The organism is Microbacterium sp., from assembly GCF_051860965.1.
In the GTDB taxonomy this organism is placed as follows: domain Bacteria; phylum Actinomycetota; class Actinomycetes; order Actinomycetales; family Microbacteriaceae; genus Microbacterium.
In genome coordinates this window covers 31,738-44,110 of record NZ_JBIMKU010000007.1, presented here as the reverse complement: position 1 = coordinate 44,110, position 12,373 = coordinate 31,738, and the positions used below count along the sequence as shown (strand labels likewise).

Sequence of the window (12,373 nt, the reverse complement as noted above, 5' to 3'; positions counted from 1 at the left end):
CCGGTGGCCCGCATCCGACCCTTCCGCCCCGGCGACGAGCCGGCGCTCGCCGACATCTGCCTGAAGACGGCGGATGCCGGGCACGATGCGACGGGGGTCTTCGACGACGATCGCGTCTGGGCGGAGATCTTCGTCCTGCCGTATGTCGCGCGCCACCCGGATCTCGCGTTCGTCGTCGAGACCGACGACGGTCGCGTGGCGGGGTACATCGTCGGCGCGCCCGACACGCACGCGTTCGAGGACTGGTTCCACGACGAGTGGTGGCCGGAGCGCGGCGCCGCGTGGCCGCTGCCCGCGGCGGAGCGTTCGCGGCAGGACGGCACGCTCATCTACGCCTATGGTCGGCGCGGAGGAGCGGAGCCGTATGGCGACGAGTATCCCGCGCACCTGCACATCGACCTGCTGCCGGAGCTCCAGGGAGAAGGCTGGGGTCGTCGGCTCATCGAGACGCTCGTGGCGGCGCTGCGCGCGAGGGGCGTCACCGGGCTGCATCTCGCGGCGGCCTCAGAGAACGAGGGAGCGCTCGCCTTCTATCCCCGCGTCGGCTTCCGTCCGCTGGAGTCCCACCCCGGCGTGCAGGCCTTCGGAATGCGGCTCTAGGCGACGATGCGCCCTTCTTCGATCCGCACGGTGCGGTCGATGAGCCCGTCGGGCACCGCGACGTGCGAGATGAGCACCACCGCCTGATCGGGCGACGTCGCCGACAGCAGGTCGGTGAGCAGAGCGTCGGACGCCTCGGGGTCCACGCCCGCCGTCGGCTCGTCGAGCACGAGCACGGGGAATCCGCGCAGCAGCGCGCGGGCCAGGGCGATGCGCTGCGCCTGGCCGCCCGAGACGAGGGCGCCGCGCTCGCCGACGCGTGCGCCGAGACCTCCGCGTTCGCGCAGCCAGGGGCCGAGGCCCACGCGCTCGAGCGCGCCCTCCAGGTCGGCGTCGGTCGCGTCGTCTCGCGCGAAGAGCAGGTTCTGGCGGATGTCCTCGTCGAAGAGCATCGGCCGCTGCTCGCACAGGCCGATCGTGCGCCGCACGTCGTCGCCGGCGAGATCGTGCGCCGACGCGGAGCCGATCGAATAGTCGCCGTCGATCTCGAGGAACCGCACGAGGGCGTGGGCGAGCGTCGACTTCCCCGCGCCGCTCGAACCGACCACGAGCAGACGCTCGCCGGGCGCGACGTGCAGGTCGATGTCGCGCAGCGCCGGTGCGGCGGCGCCCGGCCAGCGCACGGAGGCACCGGATAGCCGCAGGCCGTCACCCAGGGCGGGTCCGTCGCCGGTGGCGGCGATCGTCTCGTGCACGAGTCCGTCGGGAAGTCCGGCGGGGACGGATGCCGCGATTCGGGCAGCCGACGAGCGCACCTGACGCCACGCCGATGCCGCGAGCGGGACAGACGCGAACACCTCGAACACGGCCATCGGCACGAGCACGACGATCGCGAGGGTCGGGCCCGCGAGGTCGGCCGGCGCCGACACCAGCACGGCGGCGATCGAGGCCGCGCCGGCGAGGAGCGACACGATGGCGGCGGTCGCGGCCTGCGCGTAGGCGCGTCGCACGATCGCGCGGTGCAGGTCGGCGTCCGCACGCTCGATGCGTGCGAGGCTCTCGTGCTCGGCTCCGTAGGCGAGGAGCACGTCGAGGCTGCCGAGGTGATCGAGCACGGCGTCGGCGAGGCGGCCACGCAGGGGAGCGATCGCGCGCTCCGCGCGGCCGCCCGCGATCCAGCCCCACCCCGTCGCCACGACGCCCGCGATGATCAGGCAGGCGAGGAGGGTGAGGGATGCCGGCCACCACACGAAAGCGAGGAACACCACCGCCGCGACGGCGACCGCGGCTGAGGACACGAGCGGCTGCACGACGCGCAGGGGCAGGTTCTGCAGCTCGTCCACATCGTCGACGAGGGCGCCGAGCACCGAGCCGCGGCGGGTCCGCGCGAGTCCATCCGGCGCGAGCGGCACGAGCCGACGCACGAGCGTCGCACGGGTGGTCGCGAGCTGGCGCAGCGCCGCGTCGTGACCGGCGAGCCGCTCGAGATAGCGGAACACCGCCCGCGAGAGTGCGAAGAAGCGCACCCCGACGACGGCGAACGAGAGGTACAGCACGGGGGGCATCTCGCTCGCCCGCACGATCAGCCACGCGCTCGTCGCGAGCAGGGCGACCGCGGAGGCCTCCGAAGCGAATCCCGCAGCGAGCGCCGGCCACAGGCGCTTCGCCGGAGGAAGCGCCCCGTGCAGCACGGCCGCGGTCGCGGCATCCATCCCTCCGCCCGCTCGCTGCGCGCGCTCGAGCCTCACGCGACCACCTCGCTCGGCTCGATCCGCACGATGGCGTCGGCGATCGCGCGGGCGCTCGCGCGGTGCGAGATCAGCAGCACGCCGGCGCCGTCGTCGGCGAGGGCGCGGACGCCCTGCCACAGTCGCGCCTCCGTCTCGGAGTCGAGCGCGGCACTCGGCTCGTCGAGCGCGACGAACTCCGCGCGCCCGCGCAGTCGGCGGTAGAAGGCACGCGCGACGGCGATGCGCTGCGCCTGCCCGCCCGAGACGCCCGCGCCCTGCACGCCGAGCTCCAGGTCGGGCGAGAGGTCGGTGACGCATGCGAGAGCGAGAGCCCGCTCGACGAGCGCGGGATCGGGCGTCGCGTCGCCGAGCGTCACGTTCGACGAGATCGTCCCGGCGACGAGACCGGGCTCCTGGCCGGCCCACGCGAGCCAGTCCGCCGCGGCGAGATCGCGCACCCTGCCTCCGCCGAGCTCCGCGCTGCCGTCGAAAGGCGCGACACCGCGCAGCGCGGCGAAGACGCTCGATTTGCCCGAACCGCTCGGCCCCTCGAGGAGCGTGACGGTGCCGGGCGGCGCGGTGAGGGTCACGGGTGGCAGGATGCGGTCCCCGCGCCGCACCCGCAGGTCGCGCAGCTCGAGCGTGCGGTCGCCGCGCACGATCCCGTTCGCCTCGGTCACGCGCCCGACACGCCGAGACGCGGAGCGCGCGGCATCCAGCGCATCGAAGACGTCGTCCGTCGCCGCGACCCCCTCGGACGCCGCGTGGAACTGCACGCCGACCTGGCGCAGCGGGAGATACGCCTCGGGCGCGAGCAGAAGCACGAAGAGCCCGACGGCGAGAGCGAGCGAGCCGTCGATGAGGCGGAACCCGATCGACACCGCGATGATCGCGACCGAGATGCTCGCGAGGAACTCCAGCGCGAACCCGGAGAGGAACGAGATCCGCAGGACCTTCATCGTCTCGCGCCGGTAGTCCTGCGTGACGAGTTCGATTGATGCCGCGGCCCGATGCTGGCGGCCGAACACCTTGAGCGTCGAGAGACCCTGCACGGTGTCGGCGAAGCGCGCCGCGAGGTGCTGCAGGGTCTTCCACTGCTTCTGCTGCACGGCGCGCGTCGCGAGCCCGATGAGCACCATGAAGACGGGGATGAGCGGCAGGGTGAGGACGACCGTGAGACCGGAGATCCAGTCCTGCCACCACATGACCGCGATGATGAGCGGGGTCGCGACGACGGTCTGCACGAGCTGCGGCAGATAGCGGCCGAAGTAGGCCTCGAGCGCATCGAGCCCGCGACCCGCCGTGACGGCCAGCTGCGCGGAATGGCGGGCCGCGAGCCAATCCGGTCCGAGCTCGCCGACGGCGCGGAGGAGAGCGACGCGCAGCTGCGTCTGCACCCGCACGGCCGCGCGTGCGGCGACGGCGTCGCGCGCCCAGAGCAGGACCGCACGTACCGCGACGACGACGGCGAGGGCCACGAGGGTCTGTGAGAGCTCGGGCCACGGCATCCCGTCGATCGCTCCCACGATCGCGCGGGTGAGCAGCCACGCGAACGCGATGATGACGGCCGTGTGGAGCACGGCGATGGCGCCGATCGCGACGAAGAACCCTCGCGATGCGCGGGCGTACGTGAGCAGCCGGGGATCGACGGGCCGTCCGCTCGTGCGCGGGGGAGCCGCGGCGGTCTCAGTCATGGCTCTTCGACCCTATCGATCCGTACGTGCCGCTCGGTCTCGGTTCGCTCGCTCACCGGGCGGGGGCGGTCAGTGCGCGACGGTCTCGGCCGCCTTCTCGATGCGGCTGCGCGAGACGCGCTTGCGGAACACCCAGTACGTCCAGCCCTGATACGCGAGTACGAGCGGGAGGAAGACGAGCGCCGCCCACGACATGATCGTGAGGGTGTAGTCGGTGCTCGAGGCGTTCTCGATCGTGAGGCTGTTCGTCGCAGGATCGACCGTCGACGGCATGACGTAGGGGAACAGCGCGAGCCAGAGCGTCAGCACGGCGAACACGATCGTGATCGCGCCGGCCGTGAACGCCCAGCCGTCGCGCGCACGCGCATTGGCGACCGCCGAGGAGACGAGCGAGACCGCCGCGACGAGGCCGCAGGCGATGACGGCCCAGAGCAGGGGAGCGTCGCGCCCCGCCGCGATGCCGATGGTCCACACGACGCATCCGGCAGCGAAGACGATCGCGGGGATGGCGAGGCGTTTCGCGAGACGGTGGGCGTCCGCTTGCACCTGACCGTCGGTCTTGAGCGCGATGAAGTAGACGCCGTGCAGCCAGAACAGCAGCAGTGTCGTGGCGCCGACCCACAGGCCGTACGGGTTCAGGAGCGTGAGGAACGATCCCGTGAACTCGTGATCGACGTCGAGCGGCACGCCCTGCACGATGTTGCCCACGGCGACGCCCCACAGGAGGGCCGGCACGGCGGAGCCGATCACGATCATGCGGTCGAAGTTGCGACGCCACCGCACGCTGTCGCGCTGATGGCGGTACTCGAACGAGACGCCGCGCAGGATGAGTGCGAGCAGGATGAGCAGCAGCGCGAGGTAGAAGCCGCTGAACAGCGTCGCGTACCACTCGGGGAAGGCGGCGAACAGGCACGCGCCGGCGACGATGACCCACGTCTCATTGAGGTCCCAGACGGGGCCGATCGTGTTGATGATCTGGCGCCGCGAGATGTCGTCCTTGCCGAGGAACGGGAGCGACATGCCGACACCGAAGTCGAAGCCGTCCAGTACGAAGTAGCCGACGAACAGCACGCCGACGATGAAGAACCAGAGGTATGCGAGATCCATGGCGGGCTCCTCAGTAGACCGTCGTCGGGGTGTCTTCGATCGACAGCTCCGCCGGTGGGGGGTCGTCGGGTCCGGGAAGCGGCTGGGGGCCCTTCTTCGCGGTCTTCATGATCAGGCCCACCTCGACGACCGCGAGGGCGGCGTAGATGGCCGTGAACGCGATGAGCGAGATCAGCACGGTCCAGCCGGGCACGCTCGGCGAGACCCCGTCCTCCGTGAGCATCAGTCCGAAGACGATCCACGGCTGGCGTCCCATCTCGGTGAAGACCCATCCGACGAGGATGGCGAAGAGGGATGCCGGCCACGCCCAGATGGCGAGCCTCCACGCCCACGCCGGGACCTCGCGCTTGGCCTTCTTGCGCGTGAGCCAGAGACCGACGACCGCCGTCAGCGCGGCCACCCCGCCGAGACCGATCATCCAGCGGAACGACCAGTACGTGACCCACAGCACGGGGGCGAAGCTGCCGCCGACCTGGTCGGCGAACTGCGGGAACATCTCGGTGGTGTACATCGCGTTGAGATCGTTGATCCCCTCGACGCAACCGTCGAACGAGTGGGTCGACAGCAGCGCCAGGAGATAGGGCACCCGGATCGAGAACAGCTCGCTCGTGCCGTCGGGCGTGCCCAGGGTGAAGATCGAGAACGAGGCATCCGCTCCGCACGCACTGTCGAACATCGCCTCGGCCGCCGCCATCTTCATGGGCTGCGTCGAGACCATGACGAGGCTCAACTGGTCGCCCGAGAGCGCGACGCCCGCGAAGGCGATGATCATGCCCCACAGGCCGTACTTCAGCGAAGAGCGCATCATCTCGACGTTCTGCCCCCGCAGCAGATGCCAGGCCGAGATCGAGATGATCACACCGGCCGTCATCATGAACGCCGCGAACAGCGTGTGCGGCAGGGCAGCGAGTGCCACCGGATTCGTGAGCACGGCGAAGAAGTCGTTCATCTCGGCTCGTCCGCCGTCGGCCGACATCTGGTAGCCGACCGGATTCTGCATGAACGCGTTCGCCGCGAGGATGAAGTACGCCGAGAACCACGCGCCGGCCGTCGCGATCCAGATGCTGGCGAGGTGCAGCCCCCGGGGGAGCTTGTCCCACCCGAAGATCCACAGTCCGATGAAGGTCGCTTCGAAGAAGAACGCCATGAGGCCCTCGAAGGCGAGTGGCGCACCGAAGACGTCGCCGACGAACCTCGAGTAGGACGACCAGTTCATCCCGAACTGGAACTCCTGGACGATGCCCGTCACGACGCCCATGGCGAAGTTGATCAGGAAGATCTTGCCGAAGAAGCGGGTGAGGTGCAGCCACTTGAGCGCGCCCGTGCGCACCCACGCCGTCTGGAAGATCGCGACGGTGAGCGCCATGCCGAGCGTCAGGGGCACGAAGAGGAAGTGATACAGCGTCGTCAGGCCGAACTGCCATCGCGCCAGGAGAAGGGGATCCAGCCAGTCCACGGAGGTCTCCGATCGCTCAACCGTCAGGGGCGGTGCTCATGTGGTCTGACCACACCGTAGCATGTGGTCAGACCACACGCATCTCTCGTGCCGCATCTGCCCGACACGGTACAACCGGATCGCCCGGGTGAGGAAGGCTCATGCCGTGAATAGGGCGCAGTTCGGTCCCGGCATCCCGCATCGCGATTACGCTCGGCGTATGGACGGGATGACCTCGTGACGGCGGTGCCGGTCACGATCGGGACCCGGATGCCGCGGGTCGACGCATCCGGTGCCCCCGGCGACCCGCTCGTCGACACCCACGGCCGCGTGCACCGCGACCTGCGCATCTCGCTCACCGACCGCTGCTCGCTGCGCTGCACGTACTGCATGCCCGAGCAGGGCAACGAGTGGCTCGCGCGCACGAGCATCCTCTCCACCGACGAGATCGTCAGGATCGCCCGGGTCGCCGCGTCCGCCGGCATCTCGACCTTCCGCCTCACGGGGGGCGAGCCGCTGCTGCGCGCCGACATCGTCGACATCGTGCGGCGCCTGGCGCGGATCCGCACAGCGGACGGCGGGCCTGTGCAGATCGCGATGACGACGAACGGCATCCGTCTGCGCGAGGTCCTTCCCGACCTCGAGGCCGCGGGCCTCGCCCGCCTCAACATCTCGATCGACACCCTCGACCGCGACCGGTTCCGCGACCTGACCCGCCGTGATCGCCTGGACGATGTGCTCGACGGGATCGCGGCGGCCGCGGCATCCGGCCTGCAGCCCCTCAAGCTCAACGCCGTCGCGATGCGCGACGTCAACGACGATGAACTCGTCGACCTCGTGGAGTTCGCGATCGGTCACGGCGCACAGCTGCGCTTCATCGAGCAGATGCCGCTCGACGCGGGCCACACGTGGGATCGCGCCCGCATGGTCACGCGCGATGAGATCCTCGCCCGGCTCGGCGAACGGTGGACCCTCACGCCCGTACCGGGACGCGGCGGCGCACCCGCCGAGCGCTGGACGCTCGACGGCGGCACGCACACGGTCGGGGTCATCGCCTCGGTCACGGCTCCGTTCTGCGGCGACTGCGACCGCCTGCGGCTCACCGCAGACGGGCAGCTGCGCAACTGCCTCTTCTCGACCACCGAGTACGACCTCGTCCCGGTCCTGCGCGGCGGCGGGGACGACGGCGACGTCGATGCCATGCTGCGCTCCTGCGTTCACGGCAAGCTGCCCGGACACGCGATCAACGACCCGTCCTTCCTCCAGCCCGCACGCGGCATGAACGCGATCGGCGGCTGAGGTGGGCCGCCTCACGGCGCGGCGCCCGGTCACGCGCATCACCGTGGGCGAGGACGGAGTGGATGCCGCGACCCGCCGCCCCGACGCGCTCGCCGTCGAGGAGCCGCTCGAGATCCGCGTCGCCGGGACTCCTCTCGCCGTCACGATGCGCACGCCCGGTCACGATGTGGAGCTGGCCGCGGGCTTCCTCGTCTCGGAGGGCGTCGTCGCGCACGGCGGCGAGTTCCGCTCCGCGATCCACTGCGGCGGGCCGGGCACTTCCGGCGCCGGAGCCCAGAACACGTACAACGTGCTCGATGTCGCGCTCGCGCCCGGTGTCGCCGCGCCCGTGCCGAACCGCAACTTCTACGCGACGAGCTCATGCGGCGTATGCGGCAAAGCGTCGATCGATGCCGTCGAGACCGTCTCGCATCACGACGTCGCATCCGATCCCGTCGAGGTCTCGGCGCTCGCCCTCACGGGATTCCCCGGCGAGCTGCGTGCGCGGCAGGCGGTGTTCGACAAGACCGGCGGGCTGCACGCCGCGGGCCTGTTCGATGCGACGACCGGCGAACTGCTCGTGCTGCGCGAGGACGTGGGGCGCCACAATGCGGTCGACAAGGTCGTCGGCTGGGCCGTCCTCGAGGATCGCCTGCCGCTGACGGGCACGGTCCTCCAGGTCTCCGGGCGCGCGAGCTTCGAGCTCGTCCAGAAGGCGGTCATGGCGGGCATCCCGATCCTCGCCGCGGTGTCGGCGCCGTCGTCGCTTGCGGTCGAGCTGGCCGCGGCGTCCGGACTCACGCTCGTCGGCTTCCTGCGCGGCACGACGATGAACGTCTACAGCCGCCCCGACCGCATCACGACCCGGGTGTAACCGCGCGGACCCTCCTGTCGTGCCGCGGATCGACGCGTGCATGCTCGAACGCGGGGCCGCGAGGATCCGGGGCGACGGGTCGCAGCCGCTCGCGGACTCCGCGACGCATGCGAAACGGGGCCCGGCGCGACGCCGGACCCCGTTCGCTCGTCACGGATCACTCCGTGACGTCGACCTCTTTCCAGAATGCGACGTAGCCCGAGAAGTCCTTGCCGACGCGATCGAACGCGGTCGGATACGGAGTCGGGTACGACCACGCGCGATCCTCGAGAACGCCGTCAGCGGTCTTCACGGAGTAGTACTGGGCCTCGCCCTTCCACGGGCACGTGTAGGGCGTCGCGCTCTCTTCGAGCTCGCTCCACTTCACGCTCGCGGGCGGGAAGTACCAGTTGCCCTCGATCGAGATCAGGTCGTCCTTGTCGGCCTCGGCGATGACCGTGCCGTTCGCGACTGCCTTCATTGATCCTTCTCCGTTCTGCTCTCGGGAGCGTGCTCAGTCGAGCCCGTTGTCCTTCAGCCAGTCTGCCGCGATATCGGCCGACGAGCGCTCGTCGACGGTCGATTCGACGTTCAGCGCGACGAGACCCTCGGGGGTCAGCGCAGCGTTGACGGCGTTGATGACGTCGGCGATCTCGTCGGCGATGTCGGCGTTCACGAGCGGGACGACGTTGGATGCCAGGAGCAGTCCGTCCGGGTCCTCGAGCGTCACGAGGTCGTTGATGCCGATCGCGGGGTCGGCGCTGTAGACGTTCGCGACCTGGATGTTGCCGGCCACGAGCTCGGCCACCGTCGTGTCGGCGGTGGGGTTGAACGTCACATCGACGCCGTAGACCTCCTTGAGGCCCTCGGGACCGTACGGACGCGTCTCGAGCTCGGGCGCTCCGCCGAGCACGAGCGGCGTGATGCCGGCGAGGTCGCCGATCGTCACGAGGCTGTTCTCCTCGGCGAACGCCGCCGTGACGTTGTACGAGTCCTGGTCGGTCGCCGACGACTGGTCGAGCACCGTGAGGCCCTCGGGCACGGCCTCCTGCAGCTGTGCGTACACCTCGTCGGCCGTCGTCGCCGTCGCGGACGGGTCGAAGAACTGCAGCAGGTTGCCGGTGTACTCGGGGATCAGGTCGATCGAGCCGTCTTCGAGCGACGGGATGTAGGCATCCCGCTGTCCGCTGTTGAACTTGCGCTCGACCGTGAAGCCGGCGCCCTCGAGGGCCTGTGCGTAGATCTCGGCGATGATCTCGTTCGAGTAGTACGTCTGCGAGCCGATGACGATCGTCTCGGAGTCGCCCGAGCCGCCGCTCTCGCTGCCGCCGTCGAGCGGATCGCCGCCCGAGGCGCAGCCCGCGAGGGCGAGCGCCGCGACAGCGGTGCCGGCGAGCAGGACGGACAGACGGGTGCGTGTGATTTTCATGTGATCCTCCGGGTGTTGTGAAGGGGGTAGGGGGAAGTCAGAGGGACGGTGCGTAGCCGACGTTGGTGCTGATCGGCGCCGGAGCCGGACGTCGGGGCCGCCGCGCCTCGGTGCGGGGCACGGCATAGCGCGCGAGCAGCGCGAACAGGCCGTCGAGGATGAGGGCGAGCGCGATGATGATGATCGAGGCGCCGAGGATCTGCACGAAGTCGCGGTTCGCGAGGCCCTGCATGATGTAGAAGCCGAGGCCGCCGAGTCCGAAGTACGCGGCGATCGTGACGGTGGCCACCACCTGCAGCGTCGCGGACCGCAGGCCGTTGATGAGGAGCGAGAGCCCGAGGGGGACCTCGATCTTGAAGAGGATCTGCCACTCGGTCATGCCGACGGCGCGACCTGCGCCGATCACCGTCCGGTCGATCGCCTCGAAGCCCGAGTACGCGCCCGCGAGGATCGAGGGGATCGCGAGGAGCACGAACGCGACGACGGCGGCGAAGGTCTTGTACGAGACCGGGATGAGTTCGAGCAGGAGCGCCACGACGCCGAGCGCGGGGAGGGCGCGCGCGGCACCCGACAGGAAGACGGCGACCTCGCGTCCGCGGCCGGTGTGGCCGATCGCCCACCCCCACGGGATCGCGATGAGGGCGGCGATGAGCACCGACCCGAACGTGAACGCGAGGTGCTGGGCGATCGCGGTCGGCAGAGGCACCGATCCGGTCAGCCGGTCGGGAGAGAAGATCCAGGCGAACGCCTCGAGGAGCAGGTTCATGCGACGGCCGCCTTGCTCGAGAAGGCCGTCCGGCCCGGAGTGCGCCGCGTCCACGGCATGAGCGCGCGGCCGATCAGCAGCAGCACCAGATCGATGAGGAGGGCGATGACCACGACGGCGACGACGCCGGCGAGGATCTCGCCGACGATGTGCCGCTGCGCGCCGTTCGTGAACAGGTAGCCGAGGTTCTGCACGCCGATCAGCGCGCCGACGGTCGCGAGCGAGATCGTCGAGACGGCGGTCACCCGCAGCCCCGCCAGGATGACGGGCCCGGCCAAGGGGAAGTCGACCGTCCAGAACCGCCGCCACGGACCGAAGCCCACGGCGATCGCCGCGCTGCGGGTGACGGGATCGACCGACGCGAGTCCGTCGGTGACGGAGCGCGTCATGATCGCGACGGCGTAGATCGTCAGCGCGATCACGAGGTTGATCTCGGACAGATAGGGAACGCCGAAGAGCGAGAGGATCGCGAACAGCGCGAACGACGGCACGGTGTACAGGAGGCCGATCGTGGTCAGCACCGGGCCCCGGAACGGCGTGTAGCGGAACGCGACCCACCCGATGGGCAGCGCGATGACGAACCCGAGCACGATGGCGATCGCGCTCTGGCGCAGGTGCTGCACCGAGAGCTGCAGGATCAGGTCGAAGTTGTTGACGACCCAGTTCACTGTGTCGTCCGCTTCACTGAGGGCCCTTCACCAGCACGCCCTGCGTGCGACCGTCGGCGTCGACGAGCACGGTGCCGCGCGCGGTCTTCTTCTCGCGCAGGGCGCGTGCGCCGCGGTCGGCGCCGATGAAGCTCGCGACGAAATCGCTCGCGGGGTTCTCGATGATCTCGTCGGGGGTGCCGATCTGGGCGATGTGCGCGCCCTTCTCGAGGATCACCACCTGGTCGCCGAGCAGGAACGCCTCGTCGATGTCGTGCGTGACGAAGACGATGGTCTTGTCGAGGTCGCGCTGCAGGCGGATCGTCTCGGCCTGCAGCTCCTTGCGCACGATGGGGTCGACGGCGCCGAAGGGCTCGTCCATCAGGAGGATGTTGGGGTCGACGGCGAGCCCGCGCGCGACGCCGACACGCTGCTGCTGGCCGCCGGACAGCTGGCTCGGGTAGCGGTTCGCGAACGCGCGATCGAGGCCCACGACATCCATCAGCTCGAGGGCGCGCTCCCGCGCCTGCTTCTTCGGAACCCCTTTCAGCACCGGGACCGTCGCGATGTTGTCGACGACCGAGAAATGGGGCAGGAGCCCGGCGTTCTGCAGGACGTAGCCGATACCGCGCCGCAACTGAACGGGGTCCTTCTGCGAGATCGGCTCGCCGTCGATCGAGATCTCGCCGCCCGTCGGCTCGACGAGCCGGTTGATCATGCGCAGCAGCGTCGTCTTGCCGCAGCCGGACGAACCGACGAAGACCGTCGTCTTGTGGGCGGGGATGACCAGATCGAAGTCGTCGACCGCGACGGTGCCGTCGGGGAAGCGCTTGGTCACACCGCGGAACTCGATCGCCATGCTGTCCTCTCGGGCGGGATTCCAGCCAACCACAG

The 12,373-nt window shown here is 70.1% G+C and carries 12 protein-coding genes; 3 read left to right on the top strand and 9 right to left on the bottom strand.

Translation table 11 applies throughout. From position 1 onward, the window contains the following. The first annotated feature begins 3 nt into the window (after positions 1 to 3). Positions 4 to 600 carry a GNAT family N-acetyltransferase gene (locus ACTIFV_RS14030; RefSeq protein ID WP_439593412.1) on the top strand — a complete coding sequence of 199 codons (597 nt, stop codon included), beginning with the start codon at positions 4 to 6 and terminating at the stop codon, positions 598 to 600. Here the strand turns inward: ACTIFV_RS14030 and cydC are convergent. From cydC to ACTIFV_RS14010, 4 genes are all read right to left on the bottom strand, one after another. Continuing rightward, positions 597 to 2,252, bottom strand: a complete 1,656-nt coding sequence (gene cydC / locus ACTIFV_RS14025; RefSeq protein ID WP_439593614.1) for a thiol reductant ABC exporter subunit CydC — start codon at positions 2,250 to 2,252, stop codon at positions 597 to 599. The genes ACTIFV_RS14030 and cydC overlap by 4 nt on opposite strands. A 32-nt stretch (positions 2,253 to 2,284) precedes the next feature. Continuing rightward, complete coding sequence (gene cydD, locus ACTIFV_RS14020; RefSeq protein ID WP_439593411.1) at positions 2,285 to 3,964, bottom strand: thiol reductant ABC exporter subunit CydD; 1,680 nt, start codon at positions 3,962 to 3,964, stop codon at positions 2,285 to 2,287. Positions 3,965 to 4,033: 69 nt separating this feature from the next. Further along, a complete protein-coding gene (cydB, locus tag ACTIFV_RS14015; RefSeq protein ID WP_439593410.1) occupies positions 4,034 to 5,071 on the bottom strand; it encodes a cytochrome d ubiquinol oxidase subunit II in 1,038 nt (345 codons plus the stop codon). Positions 5,072 to 5,081: 10 nt separating this feature from the next. Beyond that, on the bottom strand, positions 5,082 to 6,527 hold the full coding sequence (locus tag ACTIFV_RS14010; protein ID WP_439593409.1) for a cytochrome ubiquinol oxidase subunit I: 1,446 nt from the start codon (positions 6,525 to 6,527) through the stop codon (positions 5,082 to 5,084). Positions 6,528 to 6,743: 216 nt separating this feature from the next. On the opposite strand from ACTIFV_RS14010, the gene moaA reads away from it, so the two are divergent. Then, entirely contained in the window at positions 6,744 to 7,805 is a 1,062-nt protein-coding gene (moaA, locus tag ACTIFV_RS14005) for a GTP 3',8-cyclase MoaA (protein WP_439593408.1), read from the top strand. A gap of 1 nt (position 7,806) precedes the next feature. Continuing rightward, positions 7,807 to 8,658 (top strand): formate dehydrogenase accessory sulfurtransferase FdhD, encoded by an 852-nt coding sequence (gene fdhD, locus ACTIFV_RS14000; RefSeq protein ID WP_439593407.1) that lies wholly within the window; start codon positions 7,807 to 7,809, stop codon positions 8,656 to 8,658. Between the two features lie 157 nt (positions 8,659 to 8,815). On the opposite strand, the gene ACTIFV_RS13995 is transcribed toward fdhD, so the two are convergent. The 5 genes from ACTIFV_RS13995 to ACTIFV_RS13975 are packed head-to-tail and all read right to left on the bottom strand — an operon-like array spanning position 8,816 to position 12,338. Then, positions 8,816 to 9,118, bottom strand: a complete 303-nt coding sequence (locus ACTIFV_RS13995) for a DUF427 domain-containing protein (RefSeq protein WP_439593406.1) — start codon at positions 9,116 to 9,118, stop codon at positions 8,816 to 8,818. 33 nt (positions 9,119 to 9,151) lie between these two features. After that, positions 9,152 to 10,066 (bottom strand): ABC transporter substrate-binding protein, encoded by a 915-nt coding sequence (locus tag ACTIFV_RS13990; protein WP_439593405.1) that lies wholly within the window; start codon positions 10,064 to 10,066, stop codon positions 9,152 to 9,154. 37 nt (positions 10,067 to 10,103) lie between these two features. Next, positions 10,104 to 10,832 (bottom strand): ABC transporter permease, encoded by a 729-nt coding sequence (locus ACTIFV_RS13985; protein WP_439593404.1) that lies wholly within the window; start codon positions 10,830 to 10,832, stop codon positions 10,104 to 10,106. Next, the gene (locus ACTIFV_RS13980) at positions 10,829 to 11,500 is read right to left on the bottom strand and encodes an ABC transporter permease (RefSeq protein ID WP_439593403.1); all 672 of its coding nucleotides are present in this window, start codon (positions 11,498 to 11,500) and stop codon (positions 10,829 to 10,831) included. The genes ACTIFV_RS13985 and ACTIFV_RS13980 overlap by 4 nt, the downstream gene beginning before the upstream one ends. 13 nt (positions 11,501 to 11,513) lie before the next feature. Continuing rightward, positions 11,514 to 12,338, bottom strand: a complete 825-nt coding sequence (locus ACTIFV_RS13975) for an ABC transporter ATP-binding protein (RefSeq protein ID WP_439593402.1) — start codon at positions 12,336 to 12,338, stop codon at positions 11,514 to 11,516. Positions 12,339 to 12,373: the final 35 nt, after the last annotated feature.